Origin of the sequence: Microbacterium candidum, assembly GCF_030315975.1 — a bacterium.
In the GTDB taxonomy this organism is placed as follows: domain Bacteria; phylum Actinomycetota; class Actinomycetes; order Actinomycetales; family Microbacteriaceae; genus Microbacterium; species Microbacterium candidum.
In genome coordinates this window covers 170,936-190,664 of sequence record NZ_JASXSZ010000004.1, presented here as the reverse complement: position 1 = coordinate 190,664, position 19,729 = coordinate 170,936, and the positions used below count along the sequence as shown (strand labels likewise).

General features: G+C 70.3%; 17 protein-coding genes. 7 read left to right on the top strand and 10 right to left on the bottom strand.

Annotation, left to right across the window (positions count from 1 at the left end; translation table 11 throughout):
- Positions 1-16: 16 nt before the first annotated feature.
- Positions 17-2,371, top strand: a complete 2,355-nt coding sequence (locus tag QSV35_RS13220) for a glycosyltransferase (protein WP_353618981.1) — start codon at positions 17-19, stop codon at positions 2,369-2,371.
- On the opposite strand, the gene QSV35_RS13215 is transcribed toward QSV35_RS13220, so the two are convergent.
- The 6 genes from QSV35_RS13215 to QSV35_RS13190 form a co-directional block, all read right to left on the bottom strand.
- Positions 2,288-3,361, bottom strand: coding sequence for a glycosyltransferase (locus tag QSV35_RS13215; protein ID WP_286289251.1), 1,074 nt, complete (start codon positions 3,359-3,361; stop codon positions 2,288-2,290). The genes QSV35_RS13220 and QSV35_RS13215 overlap by 84 nt on opposite strands.
- A 4-nt stretch (positions 3,362-3,365) precedes the next feature.
- Complete coding sequence (locus QSV35_RS13210) at positions 3,366-4,784, bottom strand: LCP family protein (RefSeq protein WP_286289250.1); 1,419 nt, start codon at positions 4,782-4,784, stop codon at positions 3,366-3,368.
- Positions 4,781-5,248, bottom strand: coding sequence for a 5-(carboxyamino)imidazole ribonucleotide mutase (purE, locus tag QSV35_RS13205; protein ID WP_286289545.1), 468 nt, complete (start codon positions 5,246-5,248; stop codon positions 4,781-4,783). The genes QSV35_RS13210 and purE overlap by 4 nt, the downstream gene beginning before the upstream one ends.
- 244 nt (positions 5,249-5,492) lie before the next feature.
- Positions 5,493-6,611 (bottom strand): 5-(carboxyamino)imidazole ribonucleotide synthase, encoded by a 1,119-nt coding sequence (locus tag QSV35_RS13200; RefSeq protein ID WP_286289249.1) that lies wholly within the window; start codon positions 6,609-6,611, stop codon positions 5,493-5,495.
- 75 nt (positions 6,612-6,686) lie between these two features.
- Positions 6,687-7,259, bottom strand: coding sequence for a PH domain-containing protein (locus tag QSV35_RS13195; protein WP_286289247.1), 573 nt, complete (start codon positions 7,257-7,259; stop codon positions 6,687-6,689).
- A 68-nt stretch (positions 7,260-7,327) separates the two neighbouring features.
- The gene (locus tag QSV35_RS13190; RefSeq protein ID WP_286289246.1) at positions 7,328-8,113 is read right to left on the bottom strand and encodes a biotin--[acetyl-CoA-carboxylase] ligase; all 786 of its coding nucleotides are present in this window, start codon (positions 8,111-8,113) and stop codon (positions 7,328-7,330) included.
- 99 nt (positions 8,114-8,212) lie between these two features.
- Here QSV35_RS13190 and QSV35_RS13185 point away from each other — a divergent pair, with 99 nt between their 5' ends.
- Together QSV35_RS13185 and QSV35_RS13180 are read left to right on the top strand one after the other, a co-directional pair.
- The gene (locus QSV35_RS13185) at positions 8,213-9,802 is read left to right on the top strand and encodes an acyl-CoA carboxylase subunit beta (protein ID WP_286289245.1); all 1,590 of its coding nucleotides are present in this window, start codon (positions 8,213-8,215) and stop codon (positions 9,800-9,802) included.
- Positions 9,799-10,023: an acyl-CoA carboxylase subunit epsilon gene (locus QSV35_RS13180; RefSeq protein ID WP_286289244.1), complete on the top strand. Its 225-nt coding sequence runs from the start codon at positions 9,799-9,801 to the stop codon at positions 10,021-10,023. Before QSV35_RS13185 ends, QSV35_RS13180 begins: the two co-directional genes overlap by 4 nt.
- Before the next feature lie 312 nt (positions 10,024-10,335).
- Here the strand turns inward: QSV35_RS13180 and QSV35_RS13175 are convergent, their stop codons facing one another.
- Genes QSV35_RS13175 through QSV35_RS13160 form a run of 4 tightly spaced genes read right to left on the bottom strand, consistent with a single transcriptional unit; the run spans position 10,336 to position 14,595 of the window.
- The gene (locus QSV35_RS13175) at positions 10,336-11,391 is read right to left on the bottom strand and encodes a hypothetical protein (protein WP_286289243.1); all 1,056 of its coding nucleotides are present in this window, start codon (positions 11,389-11,391) and stop codon (positions 10,336-10,338) included.
- On the bottom strand, positions 11,388-12,620 hold the full coding sequence (locus tag QSV35_RS13170) for a sensor histidine kinase (protein WP_286289242.1): 1,233 nt from the start codon (positions 12,618-12,620) through the stop codon (positions 11,388-11,390). The genes QSV35_RS13175 and QSV35_RS13170 overlap by 4 nt, the downstream gene beginning before the upstream one ends.
- On the bottom strand, positions 12,610-13,272 hold the full coding sequence (locus QSV35_RS13165) for a response regulator transcription factor (RefSeq protein ID WP_286289241.1): 663 nt from the start codon (positions 13,270-13,272) through the stop codon (positions 12,610-12,612). The genes QSV35_RS13170 and QSV35_RS13165 overlap by 11 nt, the downstream gene beginning before the upstream one ends.
- 18 nt (positions 13,273-13,290) lie before the next feature.
- Positions 13,291-14,595 (bottom strand): class I SAM-dependent RNA methyltransferase, encoded by a 1,305-nt coding sequence (locus QSV35_RS13160; protein WP_286289240.1) that lies wholly within the window; start codon positions 14,593-14,595, stop codon positions 13,291-13,293.
- A 36-nt stretch (positions 14,596-14,631) separates the two neighbouring features.
- Between QSV35_RS13160 and QSV35_RS13155 the strand changes: the two genes are divergently transcribed.
- From QSV35_RS13155 to QSV35_RS13140, 4 genes are all read left to right on the top strand, one after another.
- Positions 14,632-15,270 (top strand): Maf family protein, encoded by a 639-nt coding sequence (locus tag QSV35_RS13155; RefSeq protein ID WP_286289239.1) that lies wholly within the window; start codon positions 14,632-14,634, stop codon positions 15,268-15,270.
- 78 nt (positions 15,271-15,348) lie between these two features.
- The gene (locus QSV35_RS13150) at positions 15,349-17,118 is read left to right on the top strand and encodes an acetyl/propionyl/methylcrotonyl-CoA carboxylase subunit alpha (RefSeq protein ID WP_286289238.1); all 1,770 of its coding nucleotides are present in this window, start codon (positions 15,349-15,351) and stop codon (positions 17,116-17,118) included.
- Between the two features lie 38 nt (positions 17,119-17,156).
- Positions 17,157-18,182 carry a LacI family DNA-binding transcriptional regulator gene (locus QSV35_RS13145; protein WP_286289237.1) on the top strand — a complete coding sequence of 342 codons (1,026 nt, stop codon included), beginning with the start codon at positions 17,157-17,159 and terminating at the stop codon, positions 18,180-18,182.
- A 166-nt stretch (positions 18,183-18,348) separates the two neighbouring features.
- Positions 18,349-19,728, top strand: coding sequence for an APC family permease (locus tag QSV35_RS13140; RefSeq protein WP_353618978.1), 1,380 nt, complete (start codon positions 18,349-18,351; stop codon positions 19,726-19,728).
- Position 19,729 lies beyond the last annotated feature (1 nt).

Below are 19,729 nucleotides of genomic sequence, written 5' to 3'. Positions count from 1 at the left end.
TACTTGAGGAGTTGCTCTGTTTGCCCAGGTCTCACCCGAACTGACCGCGATCGTGACGGCGCATGCCGAGGGACGGCTGCTCCGTCCCACACTCCGCTCGGTAAGCGCGGCTGTGGCCATGGCCGTCTCGTCCGGCATCCGATCGGAGATCCTCATCGTCTGCGACAACGCCGACGCGAGAACGATCGCCGAAGCACAGCGATGGAGCAATAGGAAAGACCTTGACTTCGACGTGCGGACTCTCGAAGTCTCGCTCGGAGAGTCGGGAGCCTCACGAAACGCGGGCGCCATCGACGCTCGCGGGCAATTCATCGGATTCGTGGACGGCGACGACCTCGTGTCGGAGAACTACTTCGCCGCTGCGCTCGACGTCCTGCGCGCACGGCAGTCGACCGTCGTACACCCCGAGTACGTGATCAGCTTCGGAGCGCGATCGGTCATCTGGCGGACCGACTCGACCGATAATCAAGAGGTCTCCTACCGGGATCTCGTGCGACACAACCTGTGGCCCTCGTCCGCCGTCGCCGCGCGCTCTCTCTACCTCGAACTCCCGTATCGCTCTCTCCACCCGGGTTCGGGATACGGACCGGAGGACTGGACGTGGAACATCGACACCGCAGCACGAGGCATCACGCATGTCGTTGCCCCTGACTCGGTTTTCTTCTATCGGGTGCGTGAGCGCGGCGGCGTGAACAATCGACACGCACTCTCGATGCTTCCGGCATTCGATCTCGAAGGGCTCCGGAGAGCCCTTCCCCTTGTCGCCCGACCTCCGGTGCCCGCCGAAGAGGCCAGCAAGCCCGACGGACTGCGCGGTCTGGGACATCGCGCATACCGAGCCGTGCTTCCCGCCGCGCGCTGGTCGACGGGGTGGCTCAGCTTCGAGGCGAAGCACGCCATCTACCGGGGTGTCCGGTGGGTGTTCCGGCTCGGCGCGGGCGAGCCCCCGATCGCGCCACCGCCCCCTGCCATGTCGCCGGCCCTCGAGGAGGCCCTGTCAGCCATCGTCGAGATCGAGCCGGCGGCTTCCTGGACTGCCCTGCAGGTCCACTCGCTGCCTGTCTGGCACGCACATGATGACGGATATGCCGAGTGGCTCGAGCGAGCCCTGAACGAGATCGGAACCCGCGGCCAGGTTCTCGTGATGGTCCCCTGGCTGGGCGTCGGGGGCGCGGACCTGGTGTCCCTCAACTATGCCAAGGCGCTCAACAGCCTGCCGGCATACTCGGGTCGCGTCACGATCCTGGCGACCTTTCCTCCGGAGCGCACCCGCCGGGACCTGATCCCGGACTCGATCAACGTCGTGAATCTCGACGAGCGTTGGCTCGCACTCGATCAGGGCATGCGAAACCGGTTCATCGCCCAGCTCATCGTGCTCGCACGCCCTGAGCTCATCGTGTCCGTGAACTGCTTCCACTTCAGCGATGCCCTGCAGACCTACGCCCGACCGATCCTGGATGAAACGCGAGCATTCGTGACACTCTTCGCGTTCGACCGCATCGGGAACGGGTATCCGACCAACCCGATCACAGATGACAGCCAACGGGACTACCTCGATCTGCTCGACGGTGTCATCACCGACAACACCGCGACAGCGGCACTGATCGAGGACATCCTCGCTCTGCCCCACGAGCGCATCGTCGTGCATCGGCAGCCCGCGATGGACGATATTCCGGCCCTCGAGACCGAGACGGCGGCGTATCGCGACGAGGAGTTCTCCTCGACGCACCCGTTCCGGCTCCTGTGGCCTCACCGTCTCGACGGGGAGAAGCGACCCGACGTGCTCATCGAGCTGACCGCCGAGCTCCGGCGGCGCGACCTCCCCGCGGTCATCGAGGTCTGGGGCCAGCGCGTTCTCACACAGGACGGGGACACGCTCATGCACGATCTTGCGGAAGCGGGCGTGATCTACCGAGGTCCGTACAGCGGCGGGCTCGCCGCGCTCGCGACCAATGAGTATCACGCGCTGCTGCTGACGTCGCAGTCCGAGGGCCTCCCGCTCGTGCTGGTCCAGTCGATGCTCCTCGGGCTGCCCGTCATCGCCTCCGATGTCGGGGGTGTCTCCAACATCGTGATCACTGGAGAGACGGGCATCCTCACCCGTGGCCCAGACGACATCGCCGGCTATGCGCAGGCGGTCGAGACACTCATCCAGGATCCGGGGTTGCGGCGCACGCTGATCACCGGCGCGCATGCCTTCGCCGCGGAGAATCACTCCTGGTCCGCGTTCGATGCGGCAGTGGAGCGCACCGTGCGTCCGTCTGTCGCTCCGGAGAATCAGCCCGCGCTACAGGTCGGCGTGCAGCTGCCACACGCGCTCGGCGGCGTCTCGCCAGGAGAAAGCACGACCGCGGTCGGCGGCGCGCACTGACATTCTGTCAAGAGAATCTCCGGAACCGAGCACCGAGAGAAGCGCCTCGCCGAGACCGTCCGGCGAGACGAGCGTCCCGCCATCCGCGAGGACGTCGCGGTGGACGTCGGATGACGCCGCGATGACCGGCACCCCGAGCGCCAGCGCATCCACCACCCGCCACGGGAAGGCCGAGCGCACCGAGGGGGCGACGAGCACCAGCGCACCGTCCAGCAGCGCCGCGCGGTCGGCGTCGTCGAGCGGACCGCGCACGTGCAGATGCGACTCCGGGATGCCGGCAGCCGCCGCATGATCGGCGATCGCGGGCTCGTCGCCCTCCCCCGCATCCAGCACGATCACCGGAAGCGACACTCGTGCCGCCGCCAACGCCTCGAAGGCGACATCCACCCCGTCGATACCCGCGACCACGATGGTGCCCTCAGGCACGCCCATGGTGCGGCGGCGGCCCACGGCATCCGTCGGCACGGCGAAGCCGGTAGGGGCGGCTCCGGAGATCACGCGGATGCGTCCGGCGAGCTTCGACACGGCCTCCAGGGATGCCGCCATCGCGTGCGTCGGCACGACGACCGCGTCAGCGTGCTTCTGCGCGCGCTTGAGCATCGCCCTCTGCCAGGCGGCGACTCCTCGCGGCAGGAGTGACGGCGCCTCCCACGCATCGAGGTCCCACAGCGTGACGACCGTCTGGTCGTTGTCGTGCACGCGGTCGTGTCGCGTCAGCGGGGCGAGCAGGGACGGCGCATGGATCAGCCCGCCGCCGACACCCGCGGTCACTCCCAGCTGCCACGCGGTGAGCAGTTCGCGGCGGCCGAACGTCAGCCTCCGCACGTCGGCGAGACCGGGAACGGATGGCTCCGATCCGCCTGGCACGATCGCGGCGACCTCGCAGCCGCTCGGCGCGGTCCGTACGAGGGCGCGGGCGAGCTCGACCGCGGCGCGCGCCACATCCGGCTCGGCATCGGTGTCGAGCACCACTCGCAGCGTGGTGGTCACGCGCTCATCCCTTCGGCGTCGGAGTCGGGGGATGCAGCATCGCCTGGATCCGCTGCTTCACGTAGACGACATCGGGGTGGAACTGGTCGACGCCGGCGTTCGGGTCGAGCACGATCGACGGCGACGGATGCGACTTCGACTTCACGCCGAGATCGGCGAGGTAGCCGAGCATCGACTCGGGGATGTCGGTCTTGAAGAGGTTGGTGCCGGCGGCGGCGACCTCCTGGAAGCGCGTGAGGAGATTCGCCGGGTTCGCCTGCTTGAGGATCGCGTCCTGCAGCTCGGACTGCCGCTTGACGCGGTCGAAGTCGCTCGTGGTCTCTCGCGAGCGCGCGTACCACTGGGCGGTGTTGCCATCCATGTGCTGCTTGCCGGGCTCGATCCATCCCGTCGCCCACTTCTGCACGGGCTCGCCGTCGTAGGACGGGCCGCCCTCGGGCAGACGCTGCGTGACGGTGATGTCGACGCCTCCCAGAGCGTCGACGAGCTGCGCGAACCCGCCGTAGTTCATCAGCAGGTAGTACTGGATCTTCAGCCCCGTGATCCCTTCGACGGCGTCGCGCGTCGCCTCGATCGATGGCGTGGAGCCCTGGCTGACAGCATCCGGATACAGCGACGAACCGTGCTTGCAGACTCCCACCTCGGTGTTGAGCTGGTTGATCCCGCCGCCCCAGCCGCACTTGGCGTCGCTGTGGCCCTTGTGCACCGTGGGATAGAGCGTGCGCATCGGGCTGCCGTCGACGAACGGGAAGCCGGCGAGGTCTCGCGGGACGCCGGTGCGCGCGATCTGCCCCGTGTCTGCGTTGATCGAGACCACCGAGATGCTGTCGAACCGCATAGAGTCGCGGCCCTGACCGTCGTCCCCGCCGAGAAGGAGGATGTTGTAGTAGCCGTCGCTCGGGGGCTCGGAAGGTCCGCTGGCGGCGAAGATCGTGCCGATGGCCCCGCGGGCGGAGTCGGCGATGACCGCGCCCTTGCCCGCCACCGCACCGCTCGCGACGAGCAGGGAGATCGCGAGGATCGGGATGCCGACCCGCGCCCATCCGCGGACCTTGACGAACCGCACGAGCCGCAGCGTGTCGATCGTGAGGATCACCCACAGCACGATGTACCCGATGATCAGCGCTTCGAGGAACAGCAGGAAGAACGTGTTCGTCAGCAGGGTCACGAGGGCAGTGCGCCACAGCAGCGCCGCGATGACGCCGACGATCGCGAGCACCCACAGCGCGAGCGTCGCCGCGATGCCGAACCGTCCGAGCCTCCGGTTGCCGGCCAGCACCTGCGCCGAGCCGGGCAGGAGGAAGTTCATGCCGACGAGCCACCAGCCGCGGTTCTCCATGACCTCCGGGGACGAGGCGTCGGGATAGCGGAGCGGCCGCTCTTCGACGAGGCCTCCCGCAGCACCCCCTACAGCACTGCTCATAGCGACGCCTTCAGCCGGAGGTTCTTCTCCTCGACCTGCGCCTCGAGGTCGCGCGCGTACTTCTCGACGGCGTCGGCGACCGCCGGATCCTCCGTCCCGATGATGCGCGCGGCGAGCAGTCCTGCGTTCTTCGCCCCGCCGATCGAGACGGTCGCGACCGGGATGCCGGCAGGCATCTGCACGATGGACAGGAGCGAGTCCATGCCGTCCAGGAGCGCGAGCGGGACGGGCACCCCGACGACCGGGAGCGCCGTGACGGATGCCAGCATGCCCGGCAGGTGCGCGGCGCCGCCGGCTCCCGCGATGATCACCTTGAGGCCGCGGGCGCGCGCTTCGCGCCCGTATCGGACGAGCTTGTCCGGTGTGCGGTGGGCCGAGACGACCTCGACCTCGTGCGCGATGCCGAACTCGGACAGCACGGCGGAGGCGTCGCCCATCACGCGCCAGTCGGAGTCGGAACCCATCACGACGCCGACGAGGGGGGACGTGGACGAATGCAGCGGCTCGGTCACCGTTCCAGGCTAGGCCGCTTGCCTGCGAGTTCCGCGCAACGGCGCGACCCGGGTCGGCCCCTCGCTCCCCACGCCCACTCCACACGGCGCTGGCGCGCCGCACGGAGCCTCCGGGCACGTGGGCCCAAGCTCGGGGACCGGACGGTACGACCCCTCGACAGGCTCGGGACCTCGACGGGTTCGGGCCCTGTGCCGGTCAGTCGAGGAAGTGGGATGCCGCCGAACGGGCGTCGTAGGTCACGTCATCCAGGTCGTCCCCCGTGACGTTCACGTGTCCGACCTTGCGGCCGGGCCGGGGCGCCTTCCCGTACGTGTGGATCTTCGCGTCCGGGTGGTCGGCCATCGCCGCCGCGAACCGCGCGTCGAGGGAGTCGGATGCGGGGCCCCCGAGGATGTTCACCATCACCGACCACGCCGCACGCGGCGAGGGATCGCCGAGGGGCAGATCGAGGACGGCCCGCAGGTGCTGCTCGAACTGGCTCGTCCACGCGCCGTCCTGCGTCCAGTGCCCCGAGTTGTGCGGGCGCATCGCGAGCTCGTTGACGAGGATGCGCTGGTCGGTCGTCTCGAAGAGCTCGACGGCGAGCATCCCGGTGACGCCGAGCCCCTCTGCGATCGCGACGCCGACCTGCGCGGCGATCTCGGCGAGGCGCTCGGGGGCGTGCGGGGCGGGTGCGATGACCTCGGCGCACACTCCGTCGCGCTGCACGGTCTCGACGACCGGGTAGGCGACGACGTCGCCCGACGGGCGGCGGGCGACCTGCTGAGCGAGCTCGCGCGTGAAGTCGACGAGCTGCTCCGCGAGGAGCGGTCCGCCGTCGGCGAGCCAGTCCGCGGCCTCGGACGCTGCCGAGACGACGCGCACGCCCTTGCCGTCGTAGCCGCCGCGCGGGGTCTTCACGACCGCCCGCCCACCGTGGTCGTCGATGAACGCCTGCAGGGATGCCTCGTCGGAGACCGACGCCCAGTCCGGCTGCGGCATCCCGAGTTCGTCGAGCTTGGCGCGCATCGCGAGCTTGTCCTGCGCGTACTGGAGCGCGTCGGGGCCGGGGTGCACGGCGACGCCCGCGTCGACGAGCGCGTGCAGCACGTCCTGCGGGACGTGCTCGTGGTCGAACGTCACGACATCCACGTCGCGGGCGAACGCGAGGATGGTCTCCGCATCGCGGTAGTCGCCCACCGCGGATGCCGCAAGGGATGCGGACATCCCCTCCTCTTCGGCGAGCACGCGCAGCTCGACCCCGAGTTCGACCGCCGGGGCGATCATCATCCGCGCCAGCTGTCCGCCGCCGACCACTCCGACTCGCAGGGCCATCCCGCTCCTCTCGACCCCGCTATTCTCGCGCACCCGCGACAGCGGGCGCGCCAGTCGGGCGCCGTCCCAGACGGACTACACCGGGCGCGGCGGGCGGGGGGGGATGTCGGCGGTGTTCATCCCGGGCAGCGGGAGCTCGCGGTGCGCGAGGATCTGGCTCACCTCGACCTGGTCGACGAGGACCTCATGGACGAGCACGACGCTCGGGATGTCGACGAGCCGCAGCGGTTCGTCGATGCCGTTGCGCAGGGTGAGGGTGCCGGCGCCCCACATCCGCTGCAGCGGGCCGCGGCGCATCTGGATCGTGTAGCCCTGCACGTGCATGAACTCGCGCGGGTGGCCGCCGAAACCGCCTCGCACGATGACGCGACGTGTGGTGATCGTGTAGACCCGCCCCCACCACGACAGGAACGGCAGGATGACGAGCAGCAGCACGATGGCGCCGCCTGCGGCCAGCAGCATCCAGTTCGTGAACGGCGTGCGGAGGTTCCCGTAGAAGTAGCCGACCGCACCCGCCGTCACGATCAGCACGAGCGCGCACCACGTGAGCCGACGGGCATGACCGCGGAAACGGGCGACGCGGAGCTCCGGCGTCGGGATCCCCGGCGCCGGTGTCAGCGGGCGCCCCCCGATGCTCCCCTGCGTCACGTCACCATCATGACACCGGGCACGTGCGCCACCGGGCATCCGGAGGCGGGATCACACAATACGCGTGATCAGCGCAGGTGGACGATGTCCCCCGCGGCGATGACCATCTCCTGTCCGACGAGGGGCTCGATCACGAGAGATCCGTCGCCCGCGAGCCGGCGGGCGATGCCCCGCACCTCCGACCCGTCGGGCAGGAGCACGCGCACCTCGCGGCCGAGTGTGACGCAGAGGACTTCGACCTCGCCGCGGAGCCCGGCCGCGACCGCATCCCCGCGCGCTTCGGTGAGTGCAGCGATCTGCTCCGACAGCGCGTGGAGGTAGGTGGACAGGAGTGCGTCCTCGTCGACCGCGACCCCGAGCGCTGCGAACGACGTCGCCGTGCGGACGGGGAGGTCGTCGCTCGTCATGTGCGTGTTCACGCCCGAGCCCACCACCACCAGGTCGCCGCTTCCGGGAACGCCCTCGGCGAGGATGCCGCAGATCTTCGCGCCGTCGACGAGCACGTCGTTCGGCCATTTCAAGCCTGCGGTGTGCGTCGTGCCGGTCAGCATCGCGCCGACGGCGCGCGCCATGGCCGCTCCGGCGACGAGCGGCACCCATCCGCGCGAGGACAGCGGGATCCGGGAGACGTCGAGGAGCACCGAGACGGCGAGGGCCGCGCCGGGCGGCGTCACCCACGTTCGGTCGAGCCGGCCGCGGCCCGACCGCTGATCGTCCGTGACGAGGACGGACATGTGCGGCCAGGCGGTCGGATGGGCGACCACCGCGGCGACGAGATCGGCGTTCGTAGAGCCCGTCTGGGCGACGACGTCGAGGCGGGTGGATGCAGCGCGCGAACGGGGAAGATCCTCCATGTCGCCACGATAGCCCCAGGAGACTGCGCACAGTGGACGACGCGAGGCCTTGTGTGCACCCTCCAACCGTCGCGGGGCGCCGCTCGCTAGTGTGGAACGGTGACCGATCAGCTCGACCTCTCGACGACCGCCGGCAAGATCGCCGACCTGCGTCAGCGCTTTCAGGAAGCCGTCGTCCATCCCGAGAAGAACGCCCTCGAGAAGCAGCATGCGAAGGGCAAGCTGACCGCCCGCGAGCGCATCGAGCTGCTCGTGGACCGCGGGTCCTTCACGGAGCTCGACGAGTACGTGCGCCACCGCACGACGGCGTTCGGCATGGACCGGTCGCGACCGTACGGCGACTCCGTCGTCACGGGCATCGGCACGATCAACGGACGCACCGTCGCGGTGTACGCACAGGACTTCTCGACCTTCGGCGGATCGCTCGGGGAGGTGGCCGGCGACAAGATCATCAAGGTCATGGAGTTCGCGATGCGCAACGGCATGCCCTGCATCGGCATGCTGGACTCCGGTGGCGCCCGCATCCAGGAGGGTGTGGTCGCGCTCGGCAAGTACGGCGAGATCTTCCGCCTGAACACCGCGGCCTCCGGCGTCATCCCGCAGATCTCGATCATCATGGGCCCGGCAGCCGGCGGCGCCGTGTACTCCCCCGCCCTCACCGACTTCGTCGTCATGGTCGACAAGACGAGCCAGATGTTCGTCACCGGCCCCGACGTCATCAAGACCGTCACCGGCGAGGACGTCGGGATGGAAGAGCTGGGCGGCGCGCACACGCACAACACCCGCTCGGGCGTCGCGCACTACCTGGCCGATGACGAGGACGACGCGATCGACTACGTCCGCAGCCTCCTCGGCTTCCTGCCGGACAACAACATGGCCGAGCTCCCCTATTACGAGTCGGACTTCGAGTGGGAGACGACGGATGCCGACCAGTTCCTGAACACCGTCATCCCCGACTCGCCCAACCAGCCGTACGACATGCACCAGGTGATCGCGCACATCGTGGATGCGGGCGACTTCCTCGAGGTGCAGCCGCTGTTCGCCCCGAACATCGTCATCGGCTTCGGGCGCATCGAGGGCCGGACCGTGGGCATCATCGCCAACCAGCCGTCGCAGATGGCCGGCACGCTGAACATCGAGGCCGGCGAGAAGGCGAGCCGCTTCGTGCGGTTCTGCGACGCGTTCTCGGTCCCGATCGTGACCCTCGTGGACGTCCCGGGCTACCTCCCCGGCACCGACCAGGAGTGGACCGGCGTCATCCGCCGCGGCGCGAAGCTGCTGTACGCGTACGCGGAGGCGACCGTGCCGCTCGTGACCGTCATCCTCCGCAAGGCCTACGGCGGCGCGTACATCGTCATGGGCTCGAAGCAGCTCGGCGCCGACGTCAACCTCGCGTGGCCGACCGCGGAGATCGCGGTGATGGGCGGGCAGGGCGCCGTCAACATCCTCTACCGCGGCGAGCTCAAGCGCGCCGAGGAGGCGGGCGAGGACATCGCCGCCGTGCGCACGCGGCTGGCGAACGAGTACACGTACAACGTGGCATCCCCGTTCCTCGCGGCCGAGCGCGGCGAGCTCGACGGCATCATCGAGCCCGCGCACACGCGCGTCTCGATCGCCAAGGCGCTGCGCGCCCTTCGCGGGAAGCGCGCCAGCCTGCCCGCGAAGAAGCACGGTAACATCCCGCTATGACCGGGGGGGATGACAAGCCGCTGGGCATCGACGTGCTCCACGGCCGGCCGAGCGACGAAGAGCTCGCCGCCCTCATCGCCGTCGTCAGCGAGGCGTATTCGACGGAGACCGAAGACGCCGTCGCCGGCAACGCCCCCCGGCGCACCGCGTGGGACCTTTCGACGCGCGGACTCCGGGCACCGTTGCAGCGCGAACGCGGCTGGAATCTCTGGGCCCGCTGAGCCCGAATATTTGTCCCCCAAAATACCTACAGACGCCGGGCTGGCGTGTTTGTCAGAATAGTGGAGCTGGAACGCTTTCGCGTTCGGCCGACCTGCTCGGACAGGGTTTGACGAGCACAGGATTCGGCCCCTTGCAGACGGTTTTCGGGTAACCGTCTGCGCAAGGCGAGGGGCGGGCGGCTTCGCCGCCCCTCGCCTCTTCTCCCCCTCGACGGGCTCGGGGACCGGGGCGCATGCTGTGCGCCGGATCGTGATTCGCCCTACCGTGCGTCGGACCTCGTGGTCGCCCGCGTCGGACGGCGCGCGATCGCGTCAGAACGGCCGGGCGATCTCGCGCCACAGGTCGACGGTCTCCTCCTCGCCGTGGCCGCCCTCTCCGGCGGACCTGCCGACGACGGTGACCGCGATCTGCGTGTCTGCGGACGTGCGCACGAACAGACGCCCCGACTGAGCACTGCCGACGGCATCCGCGAGCTGGCGTCGCACGATCGCGAGCGCGGACTCCGACAGGTCGTCGAGCCCGCCCTCGTCGTAGACGGTGACGACAGCGCCCCGCCGCCTGGCGCCGTCAAGGGCGCTGCGGACCGCATCATCGAGCAGGCGTCCGCCGCGCAGCTCGTCGCGCAGGCGACCCTCGGCGATCGCCGCCTCGGCGCGATCCTCCGCCCCGAATGCCCCGCCGACCTCGATGGCCCTCGTGAGCACCGGCCCCGCGATCGTGAGCGCGCGCTGGACCTGCACCCGGCGTTCCCGCCGGCGGCCGGCCTGCGCGGCCTGCCAGGACGACGCGGCGGCCTGCAGCTCCTGGAGCTGAGTGGTGTCGCGGGCCGCGCGATCGAAGGAGCGCATCAGCAGCTGCGCGACACCGACCCACACGACCGAGCCGACGAGCCCGAGGGCGAGAGCGTCCTTCGGCCCGAGCCACACGGAGGACACGACGGCGAGCACGGCGGTGCCCGCCCATGCCCACCATGTACGACGGCGGACCATCACGATCGTCATGAGCGCGCCGATTCCTCCGACGTACCACGTCACGTACGGGGCATGGGTGGAGGCGGCGCCTGCCGACAGGGTGAGGGCCGTCGGCAGGTACGCGGCGAGCACGACCGCGAGCCCCGCGGCCCACGTCGGCAGAGGGACCGGCCCCCGCGACCCCGCCGTCAGAGGCACATCGTCCCTCGTCTGCGGGCGCCCCCGCGGTTCGACGAGGAGGCACAGCCAGGTCGTCACGAGGTACGCGATGAGGGAGGCGACCATCCCGATCGGGTGGTCCACGGATCCGGGGGCCCACCACAGTCCGCGTGCGGACAGGTACGCCGTGAAGGCGACGGCAAGACCGATGAGGACGTGCCGGACGCTGAAGTTCACGCCTGCTCACCTCCCGGCTGCATGTCCCACTCGAGGACGACGCGCGTGCCGTCCGAGCCGCTCTGGATGCGCGTGCGCCCGCCGACGGCCGCGACGCGGGCGTTGATGGAGGCGCGGATCCCGAGCCGGTCGTCGGGCACTGCATCCGCATCGAATCCGGGCCCGGTGTCCGCGATCAGCACCGTGACGCGAGGCGACGCACGCGATACATCGACCTCGAGGTGGAGCCCATGGCCGTCCGCGTGCTGGATGGAGTTGGCGATCGCCTGCGTGGCGGCGAGCACGAGGGCGCGCGCCACGCTCTCCGGGATCGTGCCGGCATCCTCGGCGATGTGCCTTCTCGTCGGCGGCGCGACCCCGAACTCCAGTCCCGCGTTCTCCACCGCATCCGCGAACGCCTCCATCGGGATGGGGGCGTCACTGCCGATCTCCGCGTCGCGCTCGGCGTTCGCGAGCCGCGTGAGCGCCTCCCGCGCCATGGCGACCGCCAGCGCCTGCTCACGGGCGGAGGTCGCGCGGGAGATCGCGAGGAGCGCGGCCAGGACGCTGTCGTGCATCAGGGCCGCGACCGACACGCGCTCCTGCTCCGTCGCATCGGTCGCTGCGGCCGCGGCGTAGGACTCGACGGCGCGGGCGCGGGCCGCATCCACATCGTCCGCCACCGCCCGGAACACCCAGCCCAGGGCGACGAGGATGCCGCCGAGGATGAGGGCGAAGGACACGTCCAGGATCACGTAGATCAGGAAGTCCTGCCCGAAGCCGGTCTGCAGCAGCCGCACGAATCCGTAGAGGAGCGGGATGAGGACCGTCGCGACGATCTGCAGCCAGAGCGGGTAGGCGAGGATCGTCACGACCGTCGCGACGTTGATGAGGTAGAAGATCCACGGGGAAGGTCCCGTCGGCTCCGGATGCGAACCGCCGGCCGCGAACGGCCACAGCACGAGCACTGCGACGTAGACGACGGGGAACAGTCCGGTGAACACGCGCACCGCACGCCCGGCGAGCGCGGCGACGATCGCCGCGAGGAGGCTGGCGAAGGTCGCAGCCGTCAGCGGGATGTGCCACCGCGCACCCTCCTCGGCGACACCGAGCGCCGCGAAGAACGCCTGCGACCCCAGCGCGATGCAGCCGAAGGCGATCGCGATCTGGAGGATGCGCTCGACGCGCGTGCGCGTGAACGATCCGAACGAGCGTGCGCGACGACGCGTCGCGACCGCGTCAGCCGTCATCGGCGTCCTCTGCGCCGTCCAGGATGCCGTCCTCCATCGCGCGGCGCAGGAGGTCGACCTTCGTCCGGGCGGTGCGGCCGACATCCAGGTACTTCATGCGCACCCGCGTGATGTTCTCCTTCGCGGTGGAGTAGGCGATTCCGAGGCGGTCGGCGACGACCTTCAGCGGCAGTCCTGCGGCGTAGAGGCGGAGGACCTCGCGCTCCCGCTGGGAGAGCTGCGCGTCGGCGAAGGCGCGGTCGCCCTCCACCGCACTCGCCCACTCGACGTTGTCGAGCAGCTCGCCCCGCGCGACGGTGCGGATGGCGGCGATCACATCCTCGGTGGGCGACGCCTTGCTGATGACGCCCGCGGCGCCCGCCGCGAGCGCCTCGCGCACGGCCTCGGGCCGGTCGGCGACGGAGTGGATGATGACGCTCGACCCGTCGGACGTCAGCCGGCGCACGTTCTCGCTGATGGTGGTGCCGTCGCCGAGCGTGAGGTCGAGCACGACGACGTCCGCGGGCCGCGCCGCGCTGAAGCGCCGCCAGTCGAGGTACGCGGTCACGGTGCTGCCGGAGAAGACGGCGTCGAGGTCGTCGGTGCGGGCGCTCGCCGCTTCCAGTCCGAGTCGCACCGACTCGTGGTCGTCGATCAGGGCCACCCGCGTCATGAGGCTCAGCCTAACCAGTCACACCCGGCGGAGGACGGCGACGGTCTCGACGTGGTGCGAGTTCGGGAAGAGATCGAGTGCCGTGAGCGACACCGGTCCGTAGCCGTGGCCGCGGAACGTCGCGAGGTCGCGCGCGAGGGCGACCGGGTCGCACGCGACGTAGACGACGGATGCGGGTGCCAGCGACGCGATCGCGTCGACGACTTCGCGTCCGGCGCCGGCGCGCGGCGGGTCGAGCAGCGTGACGCCTGCGGAGAGCCGGGAACGCTCCGCTGCGGACGCGGATGCGGCGAGTGCCCCGATCCATCGGTCGACGCGTCCGGTCTCGGCGCGGGCGCCGACCCACTCGGCGAGGTTGTCGCCCGCGTACTCTGTGGCGGCGGCATCCGCCTCGACCGAGGTGACGCGTGTGCGCGGCCCGCCGGCCTCGGCGATCGCGGCCGCGAACAGGCCCACTCCCCCATACAGGTCGAGGTGCGCGGCATCCGGGTCCACTCCGCCCGCTCCGGCGACGCCCGCGCGCACGGCGTCGGTGAGGGCTGTGGCGGCGAGCCGGTGCACCTGCCAGAAGCCGCCCGCATCCAGCCGGAACTCGCGGTCTCCGACGCGCTCGACGATCGTCTCCGGCTTCAGGTGCGCGAGGTGCCGGCCGTGCACGCTCCGGTTCCGGGCGTCGGCCGGGCGACTGAGGATGCGTACGCGTCCGTCCGCAGGCTGCACGAGGTCGATCCGCCCTGCCTTGCCGGACGCGAGGCGCGTCGCAGCCCGCGCGACGGCGGGGGTCGCGAGAGGAAGGTCGGGGACCTCGACGATGTCGTGGCTGCGCGCGGCGTAGGGGCCGATGCGGCCGGCGTCGTCCACGTGCAGGCTGACGCGCGTGCGCCACCCGGTGCCGTCGGGCGTCTCGTCGGGGCCCGCCGCTGCGACCGCGATCGTCGGGAGGTCGAGCCCGGCCATGCGCTGCATCGCGTCGGCGATCACGCGGCCCTTCAGCTCGCGCTGGTGGTCGAGCTCGATGTGCCCGAAGTCGGCGCCGCCCGGACGGTGCGCGGGCGCGACGCCGATATCGGCCTGCGGCCAGACGTGCGGGCGACGGTGCGGCGAGGCATCCAGGACCTCCAGGGCCTCGGCGCGCCAGAAGGACTTCGTGCCGCCCTGCGTGACCCGCACGCGCACGCGCTCGCCGGGGATGACGTCGGGGACGAACACGACACGGCCGCGCGATTCAGCGTCCGCACCGTGGCGCGCGACGAAGACCCCGCCGTGCGCGACGCCCTCGATGTCGAGCTCGAGCTCATCGCCTGCATCCCCCGCGGAAACCATGTGTTCGAGCATCCCACACCCGTTACCGTGGACGTCATGCGCGTGCTCCTGGCCTCGACCTCGCCCGCCCGTCTCATGCTGCTGCGGCAGGCCGGCATCGAGCCCGAGACCCTCGCACCGGACGTGGACGAGGACGAGGTGATCGCCGCCGTCGAGAGGGTGGAGGGCCGTCTCTCTCCTGCGGAACACGTGCTGCTGCTCGCCCGACGCAAGGCGGCGGATGTCGCGGCACGCGCGGCGGCCGACGGCTTCACCGGCGTCGTCATCGGCGGCGACTCGATGTTCGAGATCGACGGCACCGTGCTCGGCAAGCCCCACACCCCCGAGGTCGCGACGGCCCGCTGGCACGCGATGAGGGGCAGGACGGGCGTGCTGCACTCAGGGCACAGCGTGTTCCTGCTGTCGGCGGACGCGGAGCCCGTCGAGGCGCACGCGGTCGCCGAGGCATCCGTCTCCTTCGCCGCCGACATGACGGACGCCGAGATCGACGCGTACGTCGCCACGGGCGAACCCCTCCACGTCGCCGGGGCGTTCACGATCGACAGCCTCGGCGGGCCGTTCATCGAGCGCGTCGACGGCGATCCGTCGACGGTCGTCGGCATGTCGCTCTCCACGATCCGGCGCCTCGTCGGAGAGCTCGGCGTCGCGTGGCCGAGCCTGTGGAACGCTTCGTAGACAACCGCACACGTTCGCGAGTGATTCTTGTGGAAGTCACTCAAAACCGGCCCCACCCGCGTCGGTAGGCTGACATCCATGCCTCAGATCGCCAAGGTTCTCGTTGCCAACCGCGGCGAGATCGCCGTCCGTGTCATCCGCGCAGCCCGCGACTCGGGGAAGGTCTCGGTCGCCGTCTACGCCGACCAGGACCGCGACGCGATGCACGCCCGCCTCGCCGACGAGGCCTTTGCGCTCGAGGGCGCCACGAGCGCCGAGACCTACCTGTCGATCGAGAAGATCCTCGGCATCGCCCGTCGGTCCGGCGCCGACGCCGTGCACCCCGGATACGGGTTCCTCGCCGAGAACGCCGACTTCGCACGCGCAGTCATCGCGGCGGGGCTCGTCTGGATCGGCCCGTCGCCCGAGGCCATCGAGGCGCTCGGCGACAAGGTCACCGCGCGCCACGTCGCCGAGAAGGTCGGCGCCCCCCTCGCACCCGGCACCCCCGGTCCGGTCGACGGCGCCGACGAGGTCGTCGCCTTCGCCGAGCAGGTCGGACTCCCCATCGCGATCAAGGCCGCCTATGGCGGCGGCGGGCGCGGCCTCAAGGTCGCCCGCACGATCGAAGAGGTCCCGGAGCTCTTCGAGTCCGCGACCCGCGAGGCGATCACAGCCTTCGGCCGCGGCGAGTGCTTCGTCGAGAAGTACCTCGACAAGCCGCGTCACGTCGAGACGCAGTGCCTTGCGGACGCCGAGGGCAACGTCGTCGTCATCTCGACGCGCGACTGCTCGCTGCAGCGCCGCCACCAGAAGCTCGTCGAGGAGGCGCCCGCGCCGTTCCTCTCGGCCGAGCAGAACAAGACGCTGTACGACGCCTCGAAGGCGATCCTCCGCGAGGTCGGCTACGTCGGCGCGGGCACGTGCGAGTTCCTCATCGGCGCCGACGGCACCATCTCCTTCCTCGAGGTGAACACGCGCCTCCAGGTCGAGCATCCCGTGTCCGAGGAGGTCACCGGCATCGACCTCGTGCGCGAGCAGTTCCGTCTCGCCGAGGGCGGCGTCCTCGACTACGCCGACCCGGAGCCGCAGGGCCACTCGATCGAGTTCCGTATCAACGGCGAGGACCCGGGCCGCGGATTCCTCCCCCAGCCCGGCCCGGTGAAGGTCTTCAAGACCTTCGGCGGACCCGGCGTGCGCCTCGACTCCGGCGTCACCGCAGGCGACGTCGTCGGCGGCGCATTCGACTCGCTGCTCGGCAAGATCATCATCACGGGCCGCGACCGCGCGGAGGCGCTGGAGCGCTCGCGCCGGGCGCTCGACGAGTTCGAGGTCGGCGGTCTGCCCACGGTCCTGCCGTTCCACCGCAAGGTGGTGCGCGACCCCGCGTTCACTGCGGAGGACGGGCACTTCGGCGTGTACACGCGCTGGATCGAGACCGAGTTCGTCAACGACATCCCGGCATGGGACGGCGAGCTCGACGGCCCGCACGCCACCGAGACGCGTCACACCGTCGTCGTCGAGGTCTCCGGCAAGCGCCTCGAGGTGAGCCTCCCCGACCGGATCATGGCGCCCGTCGCCGCGACCGGCGGCCGTCCCGCGGCAGTCCCGCCGTCGCGCCGCTCGCACGCGCACACGGTCGTCGCGGGCGCGTCCGGCGACGCCGTGAAGGCCCCGATGCAGGCGACGATCGTGAAGGTGGCCGTCTCCGAGGGCCAGGAGGTCGTCAAGGGCGACCTCGTCGTGGTGCTCGAGGCGATGAAGATGGAGCAGCCCATCCAGGCCCACAAGGACGGCGTCGTCGGCGCGATCAACGCCGACCCCGGCACCACCGTCTCGGCCGGGCACCAGCTCCTCACCATCAGCTGACGACGCCCGGGCCGGCGGCGGCGCGGTAGGTTCGCATCATGCGTACCGACCGGGCGGCGACCCTCCAGGACATCGCCGAGCGGCTCGGGATCTCCCGATCGACGGTGTCGTTCGCGATCACCGGCCGCGGGCGGGTGTCGGAGGAGACGCGCCGCCGCGTCCACGAGGTCGCTCGCGAGATCGGCTATCAGCCCAACACGCTCGCGCGGAGCCTGCGCGGAGCGCGCACGGGCATGATCGCACTCGCCCTGCCGCAGGCGACGACCACGATGTCGTACTACATGGAGGCGACCTTCGGAGTCGTCGAGGAGGCCGACCGCGCGGGGCTCATCGTCTCGATGCTGACGGCGGATGCGCCGCACTCTCAGCTCGATCGGCTGCACGCCGACGGCGTCATCCTGCTCGACCCGGTCGCCGACGACGAATCCGCCCGTGCGATCCTCGCGGGCAGGCTCCCGGTCATCACCGGGGAGCCCGTTCCGCCCGGACTCCCGACCCCGCGCGGCGAGGTCTGGAGCGATCACGCACACGCCGTCGCCGACCTGATGGACCATCTCGCCGAGCGCGGCAGCCGGAGCCCGGCCCTGCTGACGCCCGACGTCGGCATGGAGTGGGCGCAGACGGTGCGGCGGGCGTTCGAGGAGTGGTGCGAGGCGCACGGCGTGCCGCCGCGCATGGCGACCACGCCGCATCCCGTCGCGCCGGAGGACATCCATCGGAGCGTCGAGGGCCTCCTCGCCGGAGACGAGACGGTGGACGCGGTCGTCACGACCACCGACGGCACCGTCCTGAGCGTCGTCACGAGCGCGGAGCGGCTCGGCCGGCGCGTCGGAACCGATCTCCTCGTGGCCGCCGCGGTCGACTCGGACCTGCTCGAGTTCACCCAGCCGTCGATCACGGCGATCGACCTGCACCCGCGCGAATTCGGTCGACGCTGCGTCCGGGCGCTCGTGGAGGTGCTCGATGCGGACTCCGCCGGCGAGGCACCGCGGTTCGTGAGCGACGAGGTGCCGCTCACCCTCCGGCGCAGGCAGTCGACGGCCGGGCCGCTGGCCCGGGTCTGATCGCCGCCGCAGGCGATCCGAAAAGCTCTGCTTGCATGTGCTGTAACGATATTGCACAATAGACGGCATACCGAACGGCAGCCGCGCCTCCCGAGAGCGCTGTGCCCCCTCCCCGACGACGCCGTCGCGCGATGCGAAGACGCATCCCCGAACAACAGGAGTTCCCGTGTCAGCGAATGCAGCCCCCGATCCTCTGGTCAGCCCGACCGAGGCCACCGCACGCGTGACGGAGGGCCGCTTCAAGCGCGTCCTCGGCGTGCCGTCCCTCGTGCTCTTCGGACTCGTCTACATGGTGCCGCTCACCGTCTTCACGACGTACGGCATCGTGACGCAGCTGACCGGCGGGCGCCTGGTCGACTCGTACATCATCACGCTCGTCGCGATGATCTTCACCGCGCGGTCGTACGCGCGGATGTCGGTCGCCTACCCGTACTCCGGATCGGCGTACATCTACACGCAGCAGAGCTTCGGCGGGGCTGTCGGCTTCCTCGCAGGCTGGGCGCTGCTGCTCGACTACCTGTTCCTCCCGATGATCAACTACCTGATCCTCGGGCTGTACCTCAACAACGCGTTCCCCGCCGTCGCGAACTGGATCTGGATCGTCCTCGCGATCCTCGTCGTCACAGTGCTGAACATCATCGGCATCATCTCCGTCGCCCGCGCCAACTTCGTCATCATCCTGATGCAGACGGTCTTCATCGTGATCTTCGTCGCGATGGGCATCGCGACGGCCACGGGCCACGGCGTCGACCCGCTCCTGCCGTTCCGCGGCGACGGCTCGGTGCAGGGCTTCGGCTCGCTGTTCCAGGGAGCAGCCATCCTCTGCCTGTCGTTCCTCGGATTCGACTCGGTCTCGACCCTGTCCGAAGAGGCGAAGGATGCGAAGCGCTCGGTGCCGCGCGCCATCATGATCGTGACGATCGCGGCGGGCCTGATCTTCATCCTCATCTCGTTCGTGGCGCAGATCGCGTTCCCGTCGAACACCTTCCATTCCGCCGACACCGCAAGCGTCGAGGTCGTCGCCGCTGTCGGCGGCCAGTGGCTCTCCGTCCTCTTCATCGCGGGCTTCATCGCCGGCGGTCTCGGCTCTGCGCTGACCTCTCAGGCGTCGGTGGCCCGCATCCTGTTCGCGATGGGCCGTGACGGCGTGCTTCCCCGAGCCGTCTTCGGCCACCTGAACAAGCGGTTCGGCACCCCGGTCGTCGCGATCCTCATCGTGTCGGTGGTGTCGCTGCTGGCGATCGTCTTCGACCTCCTGACGCTGTCGAACATGATCAGCTTCGGCGCCCTCATCGCGTTCTCGTTCGTGAACCTGTCGGTCATGAAGCACTACTGGTTCGACCGCAAGGAGCGCAGCGGCGCGGCGTGGCTGACGAACCTCGTCCTGCCGCTCGTCGGCTTCGCGCTCACGGTGTGGCTGTGGACGAGCCTCGCCCCGGTGACGTTCGCCATCGGGCTGTCGTGGCTTGCCGTCGGCGTCATCATCCTGCTGATCGTGACGCGCTTCTTCCGCCGTCCGACGCCGACCCTCGACCTCTCGGAGTGAC

Coding starts and splice junctions, on each gene's coding strand:
- QSV35_RS13160 (WP_286289240.1), bottom strand. CDS start 14,595: ATGGTTTCCGCGGGGGATGCAGGCGATGAGCTCGAGCTCGACATCGAG.
- QSV35_RS13180 (WP_286289244.1), top strand. CDS start 9,799: ATGACCGGGGGGGATGACAAGCCGCTGGGCATCGACGTGCTCCACGGC.
- QSV35_RS13170 (WP_286289242.1), bottom strand. CDS start 12,620: ATGACGGCTGACGCGGTCGCGACGCGTCGTCGCGCACGCTCGTTCGGA.
- QSV35_RS13200 (WP_286289249.1), bottom strand. CDS start 6,611: ATGGCCCTGCGAGTCGGAGTGGTCGGCGGCGGACAGCTGGCGCGGATG.
- QSV35_RS13155 (WP_286289239.1), top strand. CDS start 14,632: ATGCGCGTGCTCCTGGCCTCGACCTCGCCCGCCCGTCTCATGCTGCTG.
- purE (WP_286289545.1), bottom strand. CDS start 5,248: ATGGGTTCCGACTCCGACTGGCGCGTGATGGGCGACGCCTCCGCCGTG.
- QSV35_RS13210 (WP_286289250.1), bottom strand. CDS start 4,784: ATGAGCAGTGCTGTAGGGGGTGCTGCGGGAGGCCTCGTCGAAGAGCGG.
- QSV35_RS13165 (WP_286289241.1), bottom strand. CDS start 13,272: ATGACGCGGGTGGCCCTGATCGACGACCACGAGTCGGTGCGACTCGGA.
- QSV35_RS13145 (WP_286289237.1), top strand. CDS start 17,157: ATGCGTACCGACCGGGCGGCGACCCTCCAGGACATCGCCGAGCGGCTC.
- QSV35_RS13150 (WP_286289238.1), top strand. CDS start 15,349: ATGCCTCAGATCGCCAAGGTTCTCGTTGCCAACCGCGGCGAGATCGCC.
- QSV35_RS13190 (WP_286289246.1), bottom strand. CDS start 8,113: ATGGAGGATCTTCCCCGTTCGCGCGCTGCATCCACCCGCCTCGACGTC.